The 20449-nt window shown below is 62.4% G+C and carries 15 protein-coding genes, 1 tRNA gene and 1 pseudogene; 5 read left to right on the top strand and 12 right to left on the bottom strand.

Annotated elements, in window-relative coordinates; all coding sequences use genetic code 11:
- Positions 1-61 precede the first annotated feature (61 nt).
- Positions 62-1522, top strand: a complete 1461-nt coding sequence (locus tag CSQ87_RS03425) for a DUF4032 domain-containing protein (RefSeq protein ID WP_100512449.1) — start codon at positions 62-64, stop codon at positions 1520-1522.
- A 437-nt stretch (positions 1523-1959) separates the two neighbouring features.
- Here CSQ87_RS03425 and CSQ87_RS03415 read toward each other — a convergent pair whose 3' ends face one another.
- The 3 genes from CSQ87_RS03415 to rlmB form a co-directional block, all read right to left on the bottom strand.
- Positions 1960-2568, bottom strand: a complete 609-nt coding sequence (locus tag CSQ87_RS03415) for a hypothetical protein (RefSeq protein WP_100512447.1) — start codon at positions 2566-2568, stop codon at positions 1960-1962.
- Positions 2569-2701: 133 nt separating this feature from the next.
- Complete coding sequence (locus CSQ87_RS03410; protein WP_133122336.1) at positions 2702-4087, bottom strand: variant leucine-rich repeat-containing protein; 1386 nt, start codon at positions 4085-4087, stop codon at positions 2702-2704.
- 301 nt (positions 4088-4388) lie between these two features.
- A complete protein-coding gene (rlmB, locus tag CSQ87_RS03405) occupies positions 4389-5387 on the bottom strand; it encodes a 23S rRNA (guanosine(2251)-2'-O)-methyltransferase RlmB (protein ID WP_100512445.1) in 999 nt (332 codons plus the stop codon).
- A 549-nt stretch (positions 5388-5936) separates the two neighbouring features.
- Here rlmB and CSQ87_RS03400 point away from each other — a divergent pair.
- From CSQ87_RS03400 to CSQ87_RS03390, 3 genes are all read left to right on the top strand, one after another.
- Positions 5937-7094 carry an ATP-binding protein gene (locus CSQ87_RS03400; protein WP_243388816.1) on the top strand — a complete coding sequence of 386 codons (1158 nt, stop codon included), beginning with the start codon at positions 5937-5939 and terminating at the stop codon, positions 7092-7094.
- 398 nt (positions 7095-7492) lie between these two features.
- Positions 7493-10564 carry a cation-translocating P-type ATPase gene (locus CSQ87_RS03395; protein WP_100512444.1) on the top strand — a complete coding sequence of 1024 codons (3072 nt, stop codon included), beginning with the start codon at positions 7493-7495 and terminating at the stop codon, positions 10562-10564.
- A gap of 496 nt (positions 10565-11060) precedes the next feature.
- Positions 11061-12302 carry a LacI family DNA-binding transcriptional regulator gene (locus tag CSQ87_RS03390; protein WP_100512443.1) on the top strand — a complete coding sequence of 414 codons (1242 nt, stop codon included), beginning with the start codon at positions 11061-11063 and terminating at the stop codon, positions 12300-12302.
- Between the two features lie 101 nt (positions 12303-12403).
- Here CSQ87_RS03390 and dcd read toward each other — a convergent pair whose 3' ends face one another.
- From dcd to CSQ87_RS03375, 3 genes are all read right to left on the bottom strand, one after another.
- Positions 12404-12985: a dCTP deaminase gene (gene dcd / locus CSQ87_RS03385; protein ID WP_100512442.1), complete on the bottom strand. Its 582-nt coding sequence runs from the start codon at positions 12983-12985 to the stop codon at positions 12404-12406.
- 240 nt (positions 12986-13225) lie between these two features.
- Positions 13226-14422 (bottom strand): MFS transporter, encoded by a 1197-nt coding sequence (locus CSQ87_RS03380; RefSeq protein WP_100512441.1) that lies wholly within the window; start codon positions 14420-14422, stop codon positions 13226-13228.
- Entirely contained in the window at positions 14419-14775 is a 357-nt protein-coding gene (locus CSQ87_RS03375) for a GntR family transcriptional regulator (protein ID WP_100512440.1), read from the bottom strand. The genes CSQ87_RS03380 and CSQ87_RS03375 overlap by 4 nt, the downstream gene beginning before the upstream one ends.
- Before the next feature lie 207 nt (positions 14776-14982).
- Here CSQ87_RS03375 and CSQ87_RS03370 point away from each other — a divergent pair, with 207 nt between their 5' ends.
- Positions 14983-15534, top strand: coding sequence for an NADPH-dependent FMN reductase (locus CSQ87_RS03370; RefSeq protein WP_100512439.1), 552 nt, complete (start codon positions 14983-14985; stop codon positions 15532-15534).
- A gap of 180 nt (positions 15535-15714) precedes the next feature.
- On the opposite strand, the pseudogene msrA reads toward CSQ87_RS03370, so the two are convergent.
- From msrA to tgt, 6 genes and pseudogenes are all read right to left on the bottom strand, one after another.
- Positions 15715-16641 (bottom strand): annotated as a pseudogene (gene msrA, locus CSQ87_RS03365) (peptide-methionine (S)-S-oxide reductase MsrA); the annotation flags it as partial.
- A 251-nt stretch (positions 16642-16892) separates the two neighbouring features.
- The gene (locus CSQ87_RS03360) at positions 16893-17168 is read right to left on the bottom strand and encodes a ribbon-helix-helix protein, CopG family (RefSeq protein WP_100512437.1); all 276 of its coding nucleotides are present in this window, start codon (positions 17166-17168) and stop codon (positions 16893-16895) included.
- Entirely contained in the window at positions 17165-17380 is a 216-nt protein-coding gene (locus CSQ87_RS03355) for a hypothetical protein (RefSeq protein ID WP_243388815.1), read from the bottom strand. Before CSQ87_RS03355 ends, CSQ87_RS03360 begins: the two co-directional genes overlap by 4 nt.
- A gap of 269 nt (positions 17381-17649) precedes the next feature.
- Positions 17650-17732: transfer RNA gene (locus tag CSQ87_RS03350), tRNA-Leu, on the bottom strand.
- Positions 17733-17966: 234 nt separating this feature from the next.
- Entirely contained in the window at positions 17967-18713 is a 747-nt protein-coding gene (locus CSQ87_RS03345; protein ID WP_100512435.1) for a nitroreductase family protein, read from the bottom strand.
- Positions 18714-18899: 186 nt separating this feature from the next.
- Positions 18900-20273 (bottom strand): tRNA guanosine(34) transglycosylase Tgt, encoded by a 1374-nt coding sequence (gene tgt / locus CSQ87_RS03340; protein WP_100512434.1) that lies wholly within the window; start codon positions 20271-20273, stop codon positions 18900-18902.
- Positions 20274-20449 lie beyond the last annotated feature (176 nt).

Below are 20449 nucleotides of genomic sequence, written 5' to 3'. Positions count from 1 at the left end.
ATTATCGGTCCGGTCACGCCCGTCCGGCCGCTGCTCTCTCCCATCTACTAAGTTGGTGACTATGGAAAACGTGGAATTGGATCCCAGACTTGTACAGGCCACTTCGGTGAAATCCGCGGATCTGCCGATTAATGCGGGACTGTCCGGCATCGGCGCCGGTGCCGCGGTCGGCGGTCATCGTCCGGCCCAGCCGAAGGCCCTGAAGATCACCGCGGCCAGCTCGAATCCGAAGATGTTCACGCTGCCGTGGCACAAACCGCTCGCCCAGTGGCCCGACGAACTGCTCGCCAACCTGCCCCGAGGCATCTCCCGCCACGTCGTGCGATTCGTGCGCGTGGGGCACGACGTCTACGCGCTCAAGGAGATCACCCAGTCGGTGGCCGAGCGCGAATACGAGCTGCTCCGGCAGCTGGAGAAGATCGACGTGCCGTCGGTGAAGCCGATCGCCGTGGTCACCGGACGCCATGATCGCGATGGCAATCCGCTCGAGGCGATCCTCGTCACCCAGCACCTCAAGTTCTCGCTGCCGTACCGCGCGCTGTTCGCCCGCAACCTGCGCGACGACACCGCCGACCGTCTGATCGACGCGCTCGCCGTGCTGCTCGTCCGACTGCATCTGATCGGCTTCTACTGGGGTGACGTGTCGCTGTCGAACGTGCTGTTTCTGCGCGACGCCGACTCCTTCGCCGCCGTGCTGGTGGACGCCGAGACCGGCGAACTCTACCCGCAGCTCACCGAAGGCCAGCGCGAATACGACATCGATCTGGCCCGCGTGAACATCATCGGCGAGCTTATGGATCTGAGCTCCGGCCGCCTGCTGCCCTCCGACGTGGACGAGGTGGAGGTCGGCAACCGGCTGGTGGAGCGCTACCATTCGCTGTGGAGCGCGCTCACCGACGTGGAAAGCTTCAGCCCCGACGAAATGTGGAAGATCGAGAAGCGCGTCAACAAGCTCAACGAGCTGGGCTTCGACGTGGACGAGCTGGAGATGGACACCGACGAGGACGGCAACCGCGTACGCGTGCGCCCCCGCGTGGTGGACGCCGGCTACGCCTCGCGCAAGCTGCTGCGGCTCACCGGTCTGGACGTGCAGGAGAATCAGGCCCGCCGACTGCTCAACGATCTCGACGCCTACCGCGCCTCCACCTGGCGGCAGGGCGAGGATCTGGAGATCGTGGCCACGGACTGGATGCGCGAGTCGTTCGAGCCCACCGTGCGCATGATCCCGAAGGAATACCGTTCGCAGATCGAGCCGGCGCAGTTCTTCCACGAGGTGCTCACCCACCGCTGGTATCTGGCCGAGAAGGTCGGGCATGACGTGCCGATGGTCGAGGCCGTGCGCAGCTACATCGACAACGTGCTGCCGGAGTACAAGCTCGACGCCAAGGTGATGGACGCGATCAACGCCGATGCCGACGCGGGCGTGGTCGACGACGTCTCCTCCTACGACGATGTGCCGGCGGAGGAGGATGCTGGCTACAATCCCGACGACGATCCCGACGCCGCGGTCTGGGCCAGCTGATCGGGGCGGATAACCTAGATCCAGACAACCTAGATGGTTAGGAGTTAGGTTCCATGATGGAATGGCATGGGACCTAACTCCCTATTGTTCGGTTGATTACTTCCGCTTTTCACTGCTGAACACGTTGTCGAATGGACGCTCGGAACACGGGATTCCATGTTCCATGCAAAACGTCGTTACCGTTTCAGACAACGCATCGATATGACTGGGGCGGATGCCTCCTCTGGAACTTTCTTTCCGAGTAATAAACAGGGGGAACGGGATATGCACCATGCGGTCGTCCGGAAGGTAGAGTCCGTCAGGGGATGCGCTTTCCCTCTTCCCATTCCAAGGCTCGCCCATCACGACGGACGATTTGCCGACAGTGATCCAGCAGACTGGATGATCACTGGCTCCCAATAGGTGCCTCTCCTCGCGGAGGATGTCACGCATGACAGTCACCCTATTGGCGTCCTTGTGAGCCCAACTGGCAAGTTTGCCGAGGTCGTACTCGCGACGCCCTTGAATGCATCGGTCATATACGAGCCTTCTAGCGGAGTGCGTTCAAACAGACGAGTCCACCGTTCCTTGTCTTTTCGACCATAGAAGGGAGTGACGCTTTTTGAATGGTAGTTACGGAACATGGTAGGCCCTTTTCCGCCATACAGTTTCTGTTCGTCACCACCCCAATTGACGCCAACAATGATGAAATCGGCATTAAGACGGTCCTTCAACAAGTCGTATTGGAGCTCGACAAGCGTTTGCTTATCTGAGTCGTCGCGATCACGATTGCAGGCCTCCACGTATTCCGCAGGAGGCTCCACATCCGGATACGTGGAACCCCAGTAAGCCCATGATGCCATATCTCCGTAAGTGGTTTTTTCTATGACCTGCTGACGTGCTTGGAGCTTTTTCCGATACTGGACCTCATCAAATGTCCCTTTCTTTGTACATATCCTTTTGATAAGGTCTTCGATGTCCGACTGCATCGGCGCGAGCCGTTCCAGCAGCCGCATGTTTGTCAATGCCAGATCTTTGAACGCTTTGTCGGTGACATGGTGAATCATTCGCAACCTCTTTTGTCAACAGCGCCTTTGCACATGGTAAATGCTCTTCAAGCATACCCCCTAGGCCTGGGTTCAGTGATCATCGCGTCCGGCAGGTTCGTCAGGATCGGTTGCCGGCGTATCCGGATTTCCCTCAGTCGTATTGTCGGTCGTATTGAGGGAATAGTCCTTTTTCCTCGCGGGCGATTCTGTCCAGTAATCCAGACGGCGCTCCCGGATTATTGGCCACATGAAAACGGGCTTCAAAATACACGGCGATCTTAGCCAGAATATCCTCCGGAGCATTCGGATTGTCAGCAAGGAAAGTCCATAGCCGTCTATCATTATCGCTCGCCAGTTCGGCAAGCGTCTCAGCCGGAGTATTCGGATTCCAAGCGACATTCCAGCGAACGCTCTCATCCTTATCCCCGGCCAGCTTCACCAGAATGTCAGTCGGCGTACTCGGGTTGTCGGCGACGTCACCGCGGATATCTTCGTCATCATCCCCGGCAAGCGCGGCAAGCACTTCAGCTGGCGTGCTCGGGTTGCGGGCGACCTCCTCTCGGACATCACGATCACTATCACCGGCAAGATCGGTGATGATTTCAGCAGGAGTATGTGGATTGCCCGCCACCGCTGTACGGATATATTTGTTCTCATCCCCTGCGAAGTTGACGAGGACGTCCGAGGGGGCATTCGGGTTGCCGGCGACTCCTCTACGGACATCAGGATCCTTATCCCCGGCCAGTCTTGCTAGAACCTCGACGGGAGTATTCGGGTTGCCGGCGGCATTCGTACGACCCCAGTCGATAGTGTCCCATGAAAGATCCGCTATAGCACCAATTGCGCTCTTCGGTTCATCCTCGGGTTCATCCTCGACCAGTTCACATGAGTCAGTCCCGCTGTGCTCATCCCCGCTGTGCTCATCGTGCATTCGTGCCAGCGCGCTACGGCTATTCGCGATCCTTCTACGGACCTCGGGATCGTCATCGTCGGCAAGTCTCACCAGAACGTCAGCCGGTGTGCTCGGGTTACGGGCGACCCGCTCCCGCACATCAGGATCGTTATTCCCGGCCAGCGCAGCCAGCACTGCAATCGGCGTGCTCGGGTTGAGAGCGACACCCTTACGGACATCACCGTCGACGTCGTCGGCAAGTCTTGTCAGAACGTCGGCAGGTGCGTGCGGATTCCCGGCGACGTACTTACGGATCTCGGCCTCATCGTCGCTGGCAAAACGGACAAGGATATCTATCGGCGTACTTGGATTCCCAGCGGCACGCTTACGGATCTCGATCTCCTCATCGTCGGCAAGCCTCGTGAGCACGTCAGCCGGCGTGCTCGGATTCCAAGCGACAGTTTCACGAACCTCCTGATCCTCCTCGTCAGCCAGCCAAGTAAGCGATTCGGCAGAAGCGCTCGGATTGTCAGCGACTGACCTGCGAATGATCCAGGCATCGTCATCAGTCGTTTCTATGAGCCCGCTCATCAGATCCACATCGCGATAAGGATAAGAGATCTTTTCCGCGTTATCATCGACCACGAGTCCATCACTCCTGAACTCCCACACTGGGACGGTATGAAACCATGGGAATGTGGGCAACCCCACGGCGGCATGACGGTCACAAACACCGCGTCCTTATTGTACCCAGTATGGGCGGTCCGGGTATGGGCGGTCCGGCACCATCACCGATCATCCCGACCGTGTTTGCTGTTCTGATGGGGGGTGCCGTTCTGATGGGGGGGGGGAAATACGGCAATGCCCGGATTGAGTACCTGTGGGTAACTCTCCCCGGGCATGTTGGTATTGCGATTTTGGTATTGCGTACCGAGCGTCTCGCGAACTACTTGGCGGAGGCGGCGGCCACGGCCTCGCGGCGGGCGCGGTCCACGGCGTACAGACTGATGCCGGCGGCCACGGAGGCGTTCAGCGACTCGACCATCGAGCTGATCGGAATGCCGGCGATCGAATCACAGGCCTCACGCACCAGACGGCTCAGGCCCTTGCCTTCGGAGCCGAGCACCACGACCAGCGGATCGGTTTCGAATCCGGTCTCGCCGACCAGGGAGTCGCCGCCGCCGTCCAGACCGACGGAGTAGTAGCCGCGCTCCTTCAGGCTTTCGATGGCCTTGGTCAGGTTCACCACGCGGGCCACGGGCATGTGGGCGGCGGCGCCGGCGGAGACCTTCCACGCGGCCGCGGTCACCGAGGCGGAACGACGCTCGGGTAGGATCACGCCGTTGGCGCCGAACGCGGCGGCGGAACGGATCACCGCGCCGAGATTCTGCGGGTCAGTGACGCCGTCAAGCGCGATGAACAGCGGGCGGGCCTTGATCTGTGCAGCCTCGGAGACGCCGGACATGGCCTTGGCCTTGCGGTCGGCGCGATCCACCAGATCGGCCAGCGACGAATACTGGAACGGCTGCACCTTGAGCACCACACCCTGATGATTGGAGCTGCGGGCGATGCGATCCATCTCCAGACGATCCGCCTCCAGCAGATGCAGACCGCTCTTGGCGGCCAGCTGCACGATCTCGCGGGTGCGGTCGTCGTGCTCGATGCGGGCGGCCAAATACAGTTCCTTGGCCGGGACGCCCACGCGCAGCGCCTCGACCACGGCGTTGCGGCCGATCACCAGATCGTCGGAATCCGACGTGAACTTCGCGGCGCGGCGCTTGGCGGCCAGTCGCGGATCGGCCATCTTGCGGCGGTCGGCCACCTTCTTGGCCCGATACGCCTTGTGGTACACGCGATCCTCGGCCTTGGGGGTGGGGCCGTGGCCGCGCAGCTTATTACGATGCTTTCCTCCCGACCCCTTGGTCGGTCCTTTCTTCAATGCCATAGGTTCCATTCTCCCACAAGGGGTTCCGCGGGTCGTTGCGCTGCCGGGATGGTGATGTCGGGACGTTGCCGCCGGGCGCATTGCGGGATGTCTGGGGATGGCGAGGGATTTCGATGGTGGTGAGGGATTTCGGTGGGCCGGTCGGTAGATCGGTGAAGTGCCGTGCTGTTTGGTGAGTGCCGTGCTGTTTGATGGATTGGGCTGCGAAATCGGGGATTTGCAGCCCGATCCATCGAAATCCGCTCGAATCCGATGGATTGGAGCGCGAAAACCCCAATTATGCAGTCCAATCCATCGAAATCCGATAATCATGATTTCAAGAACGTTGAAATCATGCGGTTTCTGCGGTACTCCGGCTTCGGAGTCGATGGATTCGGCTGCATATTGTGGAAAATGCGCTCCAATCCATCGACGAATCCTCGTCGCGCTCTCCTCAAGTCACCGCTTTTATACTCTTTATATTCTTTTATAAGTTTTTATATTCTTTTATAATCTTTATAGTGTTGATGGGGAAATGGGAATGATTTCCGGAAGACACGGAGGTGCGGGATGGCCAAGAAGTCCGAGATGCGGCGAACCAATCCGTTCAAACCGACGGCCGGTCGTATGCCGCCGTTACTGGTGGGTCGTGGTCCGGTGCTGGATGATTTCGAAGAGGGCTTGGAGAACGGGCCGGGGGCTCCCGGAAGGCTGATGCGGGTGACCGGTGCCCGTGGAGTCGGTAAAACCGTGATTCTTACGGAATTCGGTCGCATGGCTCGCGCTCGCAAGTGGGATGTGATCGACGAAACCGCTTCGGATGGGCTTGCGCAACGATTGCTGGAGCGTATTGAGCCTCCGCGGCGACTGTTCAGTCTTTCGGTGAAGCCGTCGGTGGAACTGTCCGGTGTGGGCGGTGTCAGTCTCAGGGAGGCCAAGGTCTCCTCGCAGCAGATGCCGTTGACGCTTCGCGATGCCATGGCCAGACGTCTGGACGTGCTGGAACGAAAGCACGCCGGTTTGCTGATCACCGTGGATGAGGCTCAGGCCGCACGGCGCGAGGGCATGGTGGCCATCGCCACTGCCGTGCAACATATGATCCGTGAGGAGAGGGATATTGCATTCGTCTTCGCCGGACTGCCGACGATTTCCTCAAAATGGCTGAATGACGAGGTGCTGACGTTTCTGCGGCGGGCTCAGGCGGAGCCGCTGGGCGATGTGCCGTTGACGGAGGTGCGTGACGCATTCGATGAGACCTTCCACGATTCGGGAATTGCCATTGCCGGTGAGGCGCTGAAGCTTGCGGTTGAGGCGACGGCGGGTTACCCGTTCATGATTCAACTGGTCGGGTATCACGTCTGGAGGGTTGCGTATCGGAAGCATCGAGACGAATCCGAGGTTTCCGTAAGCGTTGATGACGCCAGGGAAGGCATCCGTGATGCGATGGCCCGATTGGGGGACACGGTTCACGGGCCGGAGATGGATGGTCTGTCGGCCGTCGACAAGACGTATCTGCTTGCCATGGCTCAGGATGATGGACCGTCCTCGACCTCCGAGATCGCGAAACGGATGAACAAGAATATCGGATATGCGAACATGTATCGCACACGGCTGATCGAAGCGCAGGTCATCAAAGACGTCGGCTACGGTCTGGTGGATTTCGCCATCCCGTACCTGCGCGAATACCTGCGTGAACACGCCGCCTACATCCGTATGAGTGCCCAATAGCTCCCAGATAATTTGGCCGGCGTCAACGCCGTTGTTGGCGCCGTGATTCGATTATCGGCTTCCGTCGGCCGGGGCGCAATGGACAGGTTTCGGAGGGTTGTCGTCTCGAAATCCCAATCAGCGTAAGGTCTCCGGGGTCTCCCGGGGCTGGCGTTCCCATCTTCCCCGGTCCGTTGCCCTCGGTCCAAGAAAAACGACACGTTGTCCGAAAATGTCAGTCGTGTTGCCGGAATCGGCCCGATAGAATGCGAGTAACCGTCGCGGCATCGCGGCGGAACGGCATCCGCACAATTCCGTGGAATCGCCGCAGTCGTCATGGTCATCGGCAGACCGTCGTCGTGGCCGTCGCAGTGGTTCCGGGGGATTGACTACTCTGCGGCGGAACCAAGGGGAATACGATGAAGCGTCCCGCCAATCCGACTGTCAACCCGGTCAATGCTGCCACCGCCGGTCAGGTCACTGCAGATCCGGTCAAGGACCAGACCGCCACCCCGCTTGACGGCCAGATCGCCGACCCGTCGCTGGTCGACGCACAAACCGCCACCGCAGCCATGCACGTCGACCCCGCCGAAGGGCTTTCGTCCGACGAAGCGGCTCGACGGCTCGCCGAAACCGGTCCGAATGTGCTCGCCGGCGCCCCCGAAATCCCGAAATGGCGCAAATTCCTTGCCCAGTTCAACGATCCGCTGGTCTATCTCCTGCTTGGCGCGACGGCGATCTCGCTGATCGCATGGCTTATCGAACGGGCCAACAACCCCGCCGAAGCCGAAAAACTGCCGTTCGACTGCATCGTGATCGTCCTGATCCTCATCGTGAACGCGATCCTCGGCTACGCGCAGGAGGCCAAGGCCGAACAGGCCGTCGCGGCGCTCTCCCGCATGGCCGCCGCCCACGCCACCGTGCTGCGCGACGGGCGATCCGTCTCTATCCCCACCGCCGACGTGGTCTCCGGCGACATCGTGCTGCTGGCCGAGGGCGATACCGTCGCCGCCGACGGCCGACTGCTCGCCGCCGCGGCACTGCATGTGGCCGAGGCGTCGCTCACCGGCGAATCCGTGCCCGTGACCAAGAACGTCGCCACGCTGCCCGCGGCCAAGGCGCTCGCCGACCGAACCAACATGGTGTTCAACGGCACGTCGGTCACGCAGGGTACCGGCCGGTTCGTGGTCACCGCCACCGGCATGAACACGCAGGTCGGCAAAATCGCCGGCATGCTGGCCGGGCAGAAGGAAGAGCCCACCCCCTTGCAGAAGGAGATCGCCTTCGTCTCCAAGGTGCTCGGTCTCGCGGTATGCGCCATCGCCGTGCTGGTACTCGTGCTGCTCGCCGTGGTCTACGGATTCAACTCCACGCAGGACGTGATCGAGTCGCTGCTGCTCGCCGTCTCGCTTGCCGTGGCCGCGGTCCCCGAAGGATTGGCCGCCATCCTCACCGTCGTGCTCGCGCTCGGCGTGCAGCGTATGGCCCGCCACCACGCCATCGTCAAGAAGCTCTCCTCGGTGGAAACGCTGGGATCCGCCTCGGTGATCTGTTCCGACAAGACCGGCACGCTCACCCGCAACGAAATGACCGTGCAGCGCGTGGTCACCCCCTCCGGCGAGGTGGCACTGACCGGTACCGGATACGAGACGGTCGGCGAGATGACCGACGTGGACGGATCGCCGTTGGCCGCCGACGATGTACGCCGTGCGGAGGCCGCGCGCACCCTGCTGATCGGGGCCGTGGCCAATGATGGGCAGTTGGGTGCCGGGCAGGTGGATGATCGGCAGGCGGACGGTGGGCAGACGGACGGTCCGTTGGGTGGCGAGCAATCGGGTGCCGGCCCCGCGATCATCGGCGACCCCACCGAGGTTTCGCTGATCGTCGCGGCGCGCAAGGCGTTCGGGACTGAACCGGGAGCCGGCCGTACCGATCCTACGTCGAGATACTCGCGCGTGGCCGAGATCCCCTTCACCTCGGAACGCAAACGCATGACGGTGATCGCCGCCGACCGCGAGAACGGCGATCGGCCTGTCGCCCTCGCCAAGGGAGCGCCCGACGTGCTGCTCGGATACTGCGATCGCATCGACGTTGCCGGCACGGTCCGTCCGCTGACGGACGCTGACCGTTCCCGGATCCTGGCCGATGTGGAACGGCTCTCCGGGGAGGCGTATCGCACGCTCGGATCGGCATACCGTCCGCTGGGCGAGGACGTCGGTCCGGTCACTGACGACGTTGCCGATGTTGCGGATGCTGCCGGTTTCGCGGACGTCGCCGATCATCCGGAGACCACCGAGCGGCATCTGATCTGGGCGGGCATGGTCGGCATCATCGATCCGCCGCGAACCGAGGTGCGCGATGCCGTGGCCGAGGCGCACGCCGCCGGCATCCGCACGGTCATGATCACCGGCGACCACCCCCTTACCGCCGCGCGCATCGCCAAGGATCTCGGCGTCATCGACGAATCCGGGCGGGCACTGACCGGCGACGATCTGGACCACATGACCCCGCAGGAGTTCGACGAGGCCGTGCGCGGGGTCTCCGTGTACGCGCGCGTGGCCCCCGAACACAAGATGCGGATCGTGGATGCGCTGCAGGCCCAGGGGCAGATCGTGGCCATGACCGGCGACGGCGTGAACGACGCCCCGGCCGTGAAATCCGCGGACATCGGCGTGGCCATGGGCATCACCGGCACCGAAGTGACCAAGGAATCGGCCAAGATGATCCTGACCGACGACAACTTCGCCACCATCGTGGCCGCGGTGCGCGAAGGCCGGTCGATCTTCGATAACATCCGCAAGTTCCTGCGATACCTGCTCAGCTCCAACGTGGGCGAAGTGCTCACCGTGTTCGGCGGCGTCCTGCTCGCCGGCTTCCTAGGAATCTCCGAGCCGGGGGCGGACAGCGTGACCGTGCCGCTGCTCGCCACCCAGCTGCTGTGGATCAACCTGCTCACCGACGCCGCGCCCGCCATGGCGATGGGCGTGGACCCCTCCACCGAAAACGTGATGAGTCGGGGGCCGCGCAAACTCACCGACCGTGTGATCGACGGCCGCATGTGGGGCGACGTGATCGTGATCGGCGTGCTCATGGCCGCGGTGACGCTGATCGGCATGGACCTGTATCTGCCCGGCGGATTGCTCACCGACGATTCGGCGATGGGCGTGACGCACGCCGACCAGATCGTCATGGCGCGCACGATGGGTTTCACGATTCTGGTGTTCGCGCAGCTGTTCAATGCGCTCGCCGCGCGATCGGCCACGCAAAGCGCCTTCAGGGGCATGTTCGCCAACCGGTGGCTGTGGGGTGCGATCGCGCTGTCCGTGGCATTGCAGCTGGTGGTGATCTACGTGCCGGTGCTCAACACAGCGTTCGGCACCACGCCGCTTGACCCGCATCAGTGGCTGGAATGCCTGGGGCTTGCGGCTCTGGTGCTGGTGGGCAGCGAGCTCTACAAGATGGTGCTGCGCGCGGTGGAGCGACGTCGGTAGCGATGATGTTGGGGCTGTCTGTTGGGGGCTATCTCCGTTCTGAGGGCACATTTAAGGGGTGTGCAGACACCTATCTTCGTTCTGAGGGTCGTTTGATGACGAGAATCGAAGTATCGGCGTTGATATGGCAACGCTCTTACCTGGCGTAGCGTGGTCTGACCGCCCCGCGGAATGGAGATAGATGTCTGCAAGCCAAGAAAAACTGCCCTAAGAATGGAGATAGGTCGTAAAACAGGCAATGGCATGATGATCGCGTCGTATCGTGTGGTGTCGGGTGGGCACGGCATCAGTTGGCAACGAAACTAGAACGTTCATATTGTGTGGAATAATTGTCTTAGACAAGGTAATCGCACAATATCGCACAGGGCGTTTGTCACGGTTCTTGGCGCGACGTCCCGGTGCGGCGTCCGGCGCGGCGATGATGTGTGATCCGAACGAACGAAACGAGCATCGACGTGCGGTCGGCGTAGAGGCCGGCCGGCTAGGGGGCGATCATATGGTCAGCATTCGCGACGTGGCGCGCAAGGCCGGGGTCTCGCATCAGACGGTGTCCAACGCCATCAATTCGCCGAATATCGTGTCCGCCGCCACGCGGGCCAAGATCCAGGAGGCCATCAAGGAGCTGGGATACAAACCCAATGCCTCGGCGCGGCGACTGCGGTCCGGGCGCAGCGACGTGGTGGCGGTCGGCATTTCGGCGGGCAAGCATCGAGCCCCCTCACCGATCTTCGACGAGTTCCTGCATCTGCTCGCCGCCGAAGCCAATGTCGACGGCAAGCAGATCATGCTGTACCCCCGTATTGACGAGCCGAGCGAGATCCGGCATATCGAAAGCCTGATGGAGCAGTCCGATGTCGACGCGATTGTGCTCAATGAGCTGGAGGTGGCGGATGGCCGCCCGCGCTGGCTGATCGAGCATCATCAGCCGTTCGTGCTGTTCGGCCGGCCGTGGAATTTGCCGGCGGAGGAGGCCTCGCAGATTCCGTGGGTGGACGTCGACGGATACAGTGCGATCAAGGAGATGACCCGGCGGCTGATCGAGGCCGGGCGTCGGCACATCGGATACATCGGCTGGAACTCCGGCACCGGTACCGCGATCAACCGGTATGCCGGATGGCATGATGCGCTGGTCGAAGCCGGGCTGATCGCCAATGGCCGGGTGCTTGGCGGGAACGGCGGCCTTGTGGGAAGTGGTTCCGACGCCGGTTCTGCCGCGGAAGGTGGTGTCGGTGCGGAGGGTCTTGCCCGCGAGGAGGGCTCTGCCGGTGAGGAGAGGTCTGCCGGCGAGAAGGACTTTGCCGGCGAGGAGCGGTACGGTGATACCCCGCTGAGCTCGTGGGCGATCGGCACGGTCGAGGCCATGCGCGCCGGCGAGGAGGCCGCGGCCGAGCTGTACGAGCGGCACCCCGAGCTGGATGCGATCGTCTGCCCGTCCGACAATCTCGCGGTTGGCGCGCTGTCCAGCATCAGCCACATCGTCAAGCACGCGGTGATCGACGGCAATCCCAACGTCGCCATGCTTTCCCGGCCGGTGTGGGTCACCGGATTCGACAATTCGGCGATCGCGAAGGCGTTCTCGTTCCCCTCGATCCAGCAGCCGCTGGACGTGGTGGCCCGCGAACTGCTGCGCATGACGAGGGACGTGCTCGACGGCAAGCCGATCACCGACGACGAGAACTGGCACAAGCTGTTGCAGCCCGAATTGGTGTGGCGGAACTCGCCGTATGAGACGGAATGACCGGTAAGGCCCGGAAAGATACAGACAGGTAGAACGGATAAACAAGGCGCTGGGCGATCGGTGGAACCGCCCAGCGCCTTGCTGACTCTTGGCCGCCCGGTTCAGTCGTTGACGTCGGCGCGGTAGAAGTTGATGTAGGAGCGGCTCGGGGTCGGTCCGCGCTGTCCCTGATAATGCGAGCCGAGTTCGCCGGAACCGTACGGGTGATCGGCGGGGGAGCTCAGCGAGAAGAAGCACATCTGGCCGATCTTCATGCCGGGCCACAGCTTCACCGGCAGGGTGCTGACGTTGGACAGTTCCAGCGTGATGTGGCCTTCGAAACCGGGGTCGATGAATCCGGCGGTGGAGTGGGTGAGGATGCCCAGACGGCCCAGCGAGCTCTTGCCCTCCAGACGGGCGGCGATCGAGGCATCGAGCTTCACGTACTCCCAAGTGGAGCCGAGGATGAATTCGCCCGGATGCAGGATCCACGGCTCGTCCGCCGGCACCTCGAACTGCTCGGTGAGGTCGCCCTGATTCTCGGCCGGATCCACGTAGGTGTACTTGTGACTGTTGAAGACACGGAAGAAGCGATCCAGACGCACGTCGATCGAGGCCGGCTGTACCATTTCCGGCGTCCACGGCGTCAACGAGATGTTGCCGCTCTCCTGGGCGGCGAGGATGTCGTGATCACTAAGCAGCATGGGTGTCTCTCCTTACGCGGGTCTCCTTCGTGCGCTGCGTGCGCTGCCGTCGCACGAACAACGTTGCTGAACCACAAGTCTAGCCGTAAGCGGCGTCCGATTCGGCTCTCGACCACGTTGTCGGCAGTCGCAAGGGTCGTGGTTGCTCACGTGGGCCGCCCGTCCCGCGTGAGTGAGTCTGGCTCATGCGAGCGTATGTGGGTCCGCGTGAACGAGAACGGTCACTGTGGGCGGGCGCGGTCACTGTGGGCGGGAACGCCCCAGAACCGCGGTGCAGACCAGCAGGCCGACGGCGAAGACGGTGCCGGCGAGCAGTCCGGCATGCAGGCTACCGGCGTTGGCCGCGGCGACCAGTCCGACGACCGCCGGGCCCGCCGAACAGCCGAGATCGCCCGCCACGGCGAACAGCGCGAACATCAACGTGCCGCCGCCGGGCATGCGTTCCGCGGCCAGCGAGAACGTGCCCGGCCACATGATGCCCACGGTGAATCCGGTGAGTGCGCAGCCGACGAGACCGAGCACCGGCATGGGGGAGAGTGCGGCGAGCAGGTACATCGTCACGCACAGCACTGCGCTGCCGGCGATGCACGCGCGGAGGTTGATTTTGCGGCCGATGACGCCATACAGCGTGCGGGAGAGCGCCATGGTGAGCGCGAAGGCCGCGGGGCCGGCGAGATCGCCGATGGTCTTGCTCACGCCGAGACCGGTTTCGGCGAAGGCGGACGCCCACTGCGCCATGCCCTGTTCGGCGGCCCCGGCGCACAGCATCATCACGAACAGTAGGTAGAACAGCGGTCGGCGCAGCAGGGTTCCCGAGCTCATACGCTCCACGCCCTCGGGAACGATCTCGGGCATCGGCGACTTGGCGAACATGATGATGCCGGCAAGGGGGATCAGCGCCCACAGGCAGGCGAGATACGGCCATGCGCCTATGCCGAGGACGGCGAAGAACAGCGTGGAGACGCCGACGGTGGCAAGCTGTCCCCAGCAGTAGAACGAGTGCAGCAGACTCATGGCCTGGGCCTTGTGACGGGTGGGGCAGGCCTCCACGATCGGCGAGACCATCACTTCGATCAGTCCGCCGCCGATGGCGTACAGGAAGATCGACGCGAGCAATGCGGCGTACGGATGGGGAACGTGCTGCGGCAGGACGCCCAGCGCGATCAGCCCGACCGCGGCGCAGATGTGCGCGGCGATGATGCAGCGTTTGTAGCCGATGCGGTCCACGTATTTGCCGGCGAATACGTCCACGACGAGCTGAGTGACGAAGTTCACCGTGATCAGACTGGACAGTTCGGTGAGCGTCATGTGCAGCGAGGTGCTGAGCGTGACGAACAGCAGCGGCAGGAAGTTGTTCACCACCGCCTGCGTGACGTATCCGTTGAAGCAGGCGACCACCGTACGATCGTAGTTCGGAGCTGCGGCCGTCCCCGTCATCGCATGCTCCACATGGTGGTGAGGACGCTTTGGGTGGCGTTGAGATCGACGTTCTTCTTGCGGGCGGCCTCGACCAGACATTGGATCGCGGCGAGCACGTCACACGACATCTTCGACTTCGGTGCGACCCGTGCCGCCCTGCCGGGGCTGGTGATGATCAGTCCCCGGGACTCCAGCTCCGCGTAGGCGTGACGCACCGTACCGGTCGAAACGTTCAGATCCTGCGACAGTCTGCGGATAGACGGCAGTTCCGTTCCCGGTTCCAGCAGTCCGGAGCGGATCAGCCCGTCGATCTGCATGGAGATCTGGTCGAATGCCGGAATCGGACTAGCGTGGTCTATGCTGAACGTCATCGGACCTCCCTGCGATACTGTCGTCTCCGTATGGTTCCGGTCGTCGTTGCCGGCCGAACTGTGCTATCCGAATGATACAGCTACCGTCGTATATTCGTTGCAATTCCAACGATCCTTGCCGCTCCTTCTCTGAGGGCAAACCATGTCTGCGGGCGCGCGCGACAATGGCATCGGTACGATAATGTCCGCAAAGACTTTGGAGGAATCATGACCCAGCTGCTGTTCATCGTGGGCTCCCTGCACAAGAACGGTTTCAACCACCAGCTCGCCGAAGAGGCCAAGAAGCTCGTCGGCGACCGCGCCGAAGTGAAGTTCCTGGACTACACCGCCGTTCCGTTCTTCGATCAGGACGGCGAATACCCGGCTCCCGACGCCGTCTCCGCCGTGCGCCGCGAGGTCGTGCTCGCCGATGGCGTGTGGATCTTCTCCCCGGAGTACAACTACAGCTACCCGGGTCTGCTGAAGAACCTGCTCGACTGGCTGTCCCGCCCGCTGGAGCCGTTCCCGGCCGAATCCGCTTCCGTGCTCGCCGGCAAGAAGATCGCGCTGAGCTCCGTCGCCGGCCAGTCCGCCGGTGCTGGCACCCGCGCCAAGCTCACCGAGGTGCTGGGCTTCAACAAGGCCGAGCTGCTTGACGATCAGGTCGGCGTGGCCCTGGCTCCCGAGGCCTGGGGCACCGGCGAACTGGGTCTGACCGACGCCGATCGCGAGAAGCTGGCCGCTCAGGCCGACGCCTTCCTGAAGTTCGTCGCCGAGTGAATCGTCGGGTGAGTCGGTGAGCCGTCGGGTGAGTCGGTGATCGACCCGTCCGGAACGGTGATCGACTGATCTTTATATACGAATGGACCGTCCCGTATCGGGATCGGTCCATTTTCGTATTTCGTACGTTTCGTATGCGCAGTCGGGTGATTGACGTATGCGCGTCCGGGTGATCCGCGATCACCGATCAAGCAGCGGAACGTACTCCCCATAGCCCTCCGCGACCATCCGGTCGAGCGGGACGAATCGCAGGGCCGCGGAATTCATGCAGTATCGGTGTCCGCCCAGTTCGGCCGGACCGTCATCGAAGACGTGGCCGAGATGGATCTGCGTGTCCGCGGTACGGATCTCGATGCGCGGGCGGCCGGGAACGCGATCGTCCTCATGCTCGGTGACGAGATCGGGGCGGATCGGCTTCGAAAAGGCCGGCCATCCGCAGCCGGAATCGAACTTGTCGGTGGACAGGAACAGCGGTTCGCCGCTGACGACATCCACGTAGATGCCCGGCTCGAAGGTGTGGTCGTATTCGTTGACGAACGGGCGTTCGGTGGCTGCGTGCTGCGTGACCGCGAACTGTTCCAGCGTCAGATCCCAGATGCGATCGACGTACCGCTGACGGTTGCGCACGTTGGCGATCTTGCTGATCGGGATGTGGCAGTATCCGCCGGGATTCTTGTCGAGATAGTCCTGATGGTACGGCTCGGCGGGGTAGAAGTTGCGCAACGGTTCGATCAGCACGGCAGGGCGGCGCGGCTCGCGGTCGATGAGCTGCTCGATCGCCGCGATGTAGGTGTCGCGCTGGGCGTCGTCGGTGTAGAACATGCCGGTGCGGTACTGACGGCCGGTGTCGTTGCCCTGACGGTCCACGGAGAACGGGTCGATGACCTCCAGGAACAGCAGGCTCAGCGTGCGCAGGGTCACGCGGTTCGGGTCGAAGTCCACCTTCACGGTTTCCGCGGCGTCGGTCGTGCCGGAGCAGACCTGCTCGTACGTGGGATTCGGGGTGTGCGACTGGGCGTAGCCGACCGTGGTGGCCGTGACGCCGTCCACGTTGCCGAAGTAGCGTTCCAGCCCCCAGAAGCAGCCGCCGGCGAAGTAGGCGGTTTGGGGTTTGGGATTGGTTTGGGGCTCGGTGCGGGCGCGTCGGTCGTATTCAGATTCTCGTCACTCATGCTGACAGTCTATATCGGGTGGTGGTGGGGGCTCCGAAGATTCGGGCGGTGAGCTTATAGCCCGAATTTAGAGCGTCATATTTTCGTCATATTTTCAGGGGACTGTCACATACGAAATAACCCCGGATCGTTGGCATTCCAACGTTCCGGGGTTGTTCTCAATCGTGCGAGCGGGGTCCTGATTTGTCAGGCGTTGGCGAGTTTGCGACGCATGTATTCGCTGCGGCTGATGTGGTAGCTTCTGGCTTCGGCTGAGAGCCGGTCGGCCATCGACTTCGGCAGTCGCAGGCTCACGGTGACGGTCTCCTCCTCGCTCGGGGCGAGGTGCAGTCCGTAGAACACGCGGCCCGTGAGCGGGTCGGGTATCGACTCGTCCTCGGCTCGCTCAGCGTCTCGTTCGGCCTGCTCGCCCGTCATGCCGACTAGGGCCAGCAGCTCTTCGTCATGCTTGCTCATGCTCATCGTTTGCTCCTTAGCTGGCTGATCTCTTTCAGGAATTTCTTCGTGGGAGGAGTGAACGCATGATAGATCACCACGTCCTCGCCGTTCACCCGGTACAGCATCTCGACGTTGCGGCCTCGGCCGTCAAGGCCCACGGCCATCCACGCGCCATCGGTCCGCTCCGCGTCGGCCATCACGCTGCGGAACGCCGTGACGACGTCCTCCTCGACCAATTGGGGATGCCGTTCGTGGATCCTTCCCAAGACGTGAATACGCATGCGTTACTCCCATGTTCTTTCTGTATTCAGAGTGTATTACAGGTGTGTTCAGAACGGAAGACCGCTGAGCGCGTTCGATCATGTTCTAGACCGTTGAATCAGATGATTTGTAAAGGTGATTTGTAAAGATGTTGTCACCATTTTTGTCACCAAAATGGGGTGGTGGCGATACGAAACAACCTCGGACCGTTGGTGTTTCAACGTTCCGGGGTTGTTCTCAATCGTGCGAGCGGGGGGAGTTGAACCCCCACGAGCATACACTCACTGCCACCTGAAGACAGCGCGTCTACCATTCCGCCACGCTCGCAGACAAGTGATTAATTTAGCACTGGGTTTTGAAATCTGCCAAATCGGGTGCGTCTTCGGCGTGTCGCGAAGAAAAATGCGAGTTGTGAGGCTTGGTTTGAGCCAACGCGGCTACTGGCCGACGGAATATGGCGGAAAATAGCCGATCCTGATGGCCGGTTTACCGAAGCAAGCCACACAACTCGCATTTTCGCCGATATCGACGAATCAGACGACGTATCGCCGCGATTCGGCGTCAGCCGACATGATGTCCGGAAACGGCCTCGAAGTGGTACTTCGCGCAGCCGAGGCCGACGTGAGCGAACAGGCCCTCGGTCGCCGCCGCGCTCACCATGCCGTCCTCATGCAACGTGAACAGGAACGGCTGCTGGCTCAGCGACGTCGGCGCAAGCATGGCCGCCTCCATGCCCCGGCGGAACCAATCCGGCATCTCCGTACCTTCGGGAGTACGGCTGAGCTCCTCGATCGGCTTGGTGCGATGCTTGCCGCCGGGACGCGCTCCATGACCGAACGCCAGCACCCACACGATCTTCTCGTCGGGGCCAAGCTGCCACCAGGCATCGGGCGCAGCATCGGCGTTATCGAGCACCGACCATGAGGTCTGCAGACCCAACTGCACGATCTTCAGCGCCAGACGCTCCCCGTAATAGCCGACCTTCTCCTGCAGCGCGATCTCGCCGGGGTCGGTGGCCGCTTCGTCGGCGGTTCCTTCCTTGACCCAGCCGGCCGTCGCGTCCTCGGACGGCGGCACGGGCGCGCCGATCAGGGCGATCGCATTGTGCACGCCCTTGAATCGGCCATAATGCGTCTTCAGGCCGAGGAACGCGTCATCCAGATCGTGGGCCATCTGGAAATGCAGGCCGCTTTCGGCATTGCAGGCATCGATTTCGGCCTGCAGCGCGGCCAGCGTTTCGGCGTCGACCGGCTCGTCGGTGTACATGCGAATGGCGTGGCGGTTCTCCATCGCTTCGAGCAGATCCATATCGGACTTCTCCTTCTTCCCCAAATGCGGCATATGCTACTGCCATGGTAGGGCTAGGCGTGTAAGGGCGGAATTGCAGTGAGATCCGGCAAGTGTGGAGTGCCCCCTTGCGGGGACAGCGTTTTTCTGGTTCGCCTGTCGGCTCACCTGAGCCCTAAAAACGCCTCTGGCGTTTTCTTTACGGGCTCAGCCACGTGAGCCGTTGGCGTAGAAGCGGGTTAGGGTTTCGTCGCGGAACTCGTCGAAGTAGCCGCCGACGATCGAGGCGCGGATGTCGTCGAGCAGCTTCACGAAGAACCGTTCGTTGTGGATCGTGGCCAGCGTGCATCCGCTCATCTCCCGCGACTTGAGCAGATGATGCAGGTAGGCGCGCGAATAATGCGTGCAGGTGTAGCAGTCGCAACCCTCCTCGAGCGGGCGGAAATCGTGCTTGAGCGCGGTGCGCAGCACGTTCCAGCGGCCGTCCCGCGTGTAGATCGCGCCGTTGCGGGCGGTACGCGCTGGGGCCACGCAGTCGAACGTGTCGCCACCGTTCTCCACGCCGGCGAAGATGTCGTCAACCGCGGCGATGCCCAGCACGTGTCGCGGCCGGAGCTCCGGCATTTCGTCGCAGATCCACGCGCAGGTGTTGCCGAGCAGGCGCTTCTCGATCGCGCCGCCGATGCCCACGCCGTCGAAGTCCAGCGAGGCGATCTGCTGGGCGGCATGGCGTCGCAGATCCTCGTAGTTCGCGCCCTGCACCACGCCGAACAACGCCTGATACGGCTTGCCCGTGCGTTCGGCGGTCAGCCGCTGATGCTCGGCCACGCAGCGCTTGGCCCAGCGGTACGTGCGCTCCACCGACTCCTCCTGATACGACCGCGTGTTCATCAGCGTGGTCAGCTCGTCGAAGGAGAACATGATGTCCGCGCCGAGCTTGTGCTGGATGCCCATCGAGATCTCGGCCGAGAACCGGTGGATGTCGCCGTTGAGGGGGGATTTGAACGTCACGCCATCCTCATCCACGAAGGCGAGACGCTCCTTGCCCTTGGCGATGATGTCGTCGGATTTGAGCCCGGTGACGTCCATGGCCAGCGTCTTCTTGAAGCCGACGCCGAGCGACATGACCTGGAATCCGCCGGAATCGGTGAACGTGGGGCCGTTCCAGTTCATGAACTTGGCGAGTCCGCCGGCCTCGTCGAGAATGTCCTCACCCGGACGTTCGAACAGGTGGAACGCGTTGGCCAGCGTGCACTGGGCGCCGAGATCGACCAGCTGCTCGGGCAGCATGGCCTTCATGGTGGCCTGGGTGGCCACGGGCACGAAGGCGGGGGTCTGGATGTCGCCGTGGGGGGTGTGCAGAATGCCGGCGCGACCGTGGCGGACGCCGTCGCGGCCCAGGCCGTCCGCGGTGGGATCGAGCCGTCGCACCACTTCGAAGCCGAAGGCGGAACGGTCTCCGGGCTGGTCGGGCTGTGCGCCGCGGGGGTGGGCGACCAGTGCGGCGGCCTCCGGTGAGCCCGCGGATACCAGTGCGGCCGGGGCCGTGGAGGAAGTCGGGGTGTTCGATACGTCAGTCATGATCACCACTTTATGCGAACCCCGGGGATCGGCGCTGGCAAGATTTGAGCAAGCCGGAAGAAGATTCGTTCTTATCTTTCAACGAACGTTCAGGAAACTTCCAGAGGTGCAGTCTTTACTCTTAGGTAGCCGAATAGAACAGCAGCGAAATCCCCGCGCGGTAACGCCGGGTGTTT

The organism is Bifidobacterium simiarum (assembly GCF_002802905.1).
GTDB classification, from domain to species: Bacteria; Actinomycetota; Actinomycetes; order Actinomycetales; family Bifidobacteriaceae; genus Galliscardovia; species Galliscardovia simiarum.
Note: the sequence above shows the minus strand (reverse complement) of the source record. Positions and strands in the feature narration are given on the sequence as shown.

Excerpts from the sequence above, each read along its gene's own strand:
- CSQ87_RS03380 (WP_100512441.1), bottom strand. The coding sequence starts at position 14,422 with ATGACGGGGACGGCCGCAGCTCCGAACTACGATCGTACGGTGGTCGCC.
- CSQ87_RS03375 (WP_100512440.1), bottom strand. The coding sequence starts at position 14,775 with ATGACGTTCAGCATAGACCACGCTAGTCCGATTCCGGCATTCGACCAG.
- CSQ87_RS03360 (WP_100512437.1), bottom strand. The coding sequence starts at position 17,168 with ATGAGCATGAGCAAGCATGACGAAGAGCTGCTGGCCCTAGTCGGCATG.
- rlmB (WP_100512445.1), bottom strand. The coding sequence starts at position 5,387 with ATGGCATTGAAGAAAGGACCGACCAAGGGGTCGGGAGGAAAGCATCGT.
- CSQ87_RS03395 (WP_100512444.1), top strand. The coding sequence starts at position 7,493 with ATGAAGCGTCCCGCCAATCCGACTGTCAACCCGGTCAATGCTGCCACC.
- CSQ87_RS03345 (WP_100512435.1), bottom strand. The coding sequence starts at position 18,713 with ATGGATCTGCTCGAAGCGATGGAGAACCGCCACGCCATTCGCATGTAC.
- CSQ87_RS03370 (WP_100512439.1), top strand. The coding sequence starts at position 14,983 with ATGACCCAGCTGCTGTTCATCGTGGGCTCCCTGCACAAGAACGGTTTC.
- CSQ87_RS03415 (WP_100512447.1), bottom strand. The coding sequence starts at position 2,568 with ATGATTCACCATGTCACCGACAAAGCGTTCAAAGATCTGGCATTGACA.
- CSQ87_RS03390 (WP_100512443.1), top strand. The coding sequence starts at position 11,061 with ATGGTCAGCATTCGCGACGTGGCGCGCAAGGCCGGGGTCTCGCATCAG.
- dcd (WP_100512442.1), bottom strand. The coding sequence starts at position 12,985 with ATGCTGCTTAGTGATCACGACATCCTCGCCGCCCAGGAGAGCGGCAAC.
- CSQ87_RS03400 (WP_243388816.1), top strand. The coding sequence starts at position 5,937 with ATGGCCAAGAAGTCCGAGATGCGGCGAACCAATCCGTTCAAACCGACG.
- tgt (WP_100512434.1), bottom strand. The coding sequence starts at position 20,273 with ATGACTGACGTATCGAACACCCCGACTTCCTCCACGGCCCCGGCCGCA.
- CSQ87_RS03425 (WP_100512449.1), top strand. The coding sequence starts at position 62 with ATGGAAAACGTGGAATTGGATCCCAGACTTGTACAGGCCACTTCGGTG.